2 protein-coding genes are annotated in these 1,412 nt (G+C 42.4%); both read right to left on the bottom strand.

Going from position 1 to position 1,412, the window contains the following annotated elements:
• Positions 1–167: 167 nt before the first annotated feature.
• Entirely contained in the window at positions 168–344 is a 177-nt protein-coding gene (locus A3739_RS28580; RefSeq protein WP_156502239.1) for a hypothetical protein, read from the bottom strand.
• Positions 345–374: 30 nt separating this feature from the next.
• Positions 375–1,310: a hypothetical protein gene (locus A3739_RS02660; protein WP_068480827.1), complete on the bottom strand. Its 936-nt coding sequence runs from the start codon at positions 1,308–1,310 to the stop codon at positions 375–377.
• Between the last annotated feature and the right edge of the window lie 102 nt (positions 1,311–1,412).

Below are 1,412 nucleotides of genomic sequence, written 5' to 3' on the forward strand. Positions count from 1 at the left end.
CTTGAAATGTGCGAAAAATTCGCTTCAGTCTTAATTGTTTCATAAGGGGACTTTAGATACGACGAAAGCCGCGCCCTAACACGTCAATACTACAAAGAATAGAAAGGATAGGGAAGTTTAAGCATCTTCGCTCTACATTAATTTTGTAAAGCGCTATTCGTGATGCGTTAAAACTGCCCAAATATTGCATCCCATGGGTTAGAGAGGCTGGTCGTTTCAAAGGATTTAGACCAATATTTATCGGCGATGCCGTTGCCGTTGAAATCTTCAGCCGAGGATATTCTGTTGCCCGAGGAGTCATAGCGATATTGAGCGAATTGGTCAAACAAACCATCACCATTCATATCTTTATCGACACTCGTGCGATTGTTGTTCTAGTCATACGTATAACGTTCTTGGTAAACAATCTGGCCATTGAGATATTTGATGTATTTGATGAATAAGTCGCCAGAGTATTCGAATTCGTCGTAGCTCGTTTCGCTTCCTTGGTCATTAATCGGAACGCTGAATACTGATTTATTTTCCTGTGCGTCATAGCTGTAAGACACGATTAAATCGGGTGTCCCATCATTGTTTTTGTCATCAGAGTAAACGGCAAGCAAGTCGTCAGGGAAATAAGTCTCTTCGATGACTGTGCTAGGAGTACTTGAAGAATCGCCGTTGTTGTATATACGTGTCGTAACTTGATTAGCAACAGAGCGATCATACAACGTCAGTTTATCGATACTTCCATCATTGCCGTCGTCGTATGAAAATGAAACCAGTTCGTCATTCTTATAGGTGTAGGATTCACTTGAGTCTGAGCCATTGTCTCGGAACGCGTTTCGTGAAGTTATTTTCCCCGAGTCAGAGTAGGTAAATGTTTCGAGGAGTTGTTGGCGTGTATTGGTCTTCTCTTCAATACGACCATCTTCATCATATGAGTAAGAAACAACAAAATCTTCGCCGCCTGACTGGTTTTCTGTTCGTTCGGAGATTAGCCGGCCGCTATCATCGTATTCAAAATAGGTATTTTGCGTTTGGGTGCTCCCTGATTTTTGAGCACTTTGAGCGATATTGTCTGCTTGAACTTCAATCCCGAGACTATCGTATAAATGGGCGACATTTCGCTGCAATGAGCGAACAGGCCCTGTAAGTCCGAGTTGCTCTCTTATGCTAGCGATATTGGACGAGGCAGCAAAGTCTGTGGCCTTGAATGCGCAGATGTCGAGTCGGCTATCTTCTAATTCTTGGTCAGCATTACCTAGGTTGATTCCGTTATCAGGATTGCCATCAATATCTAAGTTCTGAAGTAAACTTGCGATCTTCAATGCTTTGTCGAAAGTAAGAACAGAAGATAAAAGAACGCGCTCCTTTATATGGGGCTACTCGCTAATTAAATCGATATCGTGTGCGTTATTTTTGTGCGCATT

The sequence above is a fragment of the Oleiphilus sp. HI0067 genome (assembly GCF_001635735.1).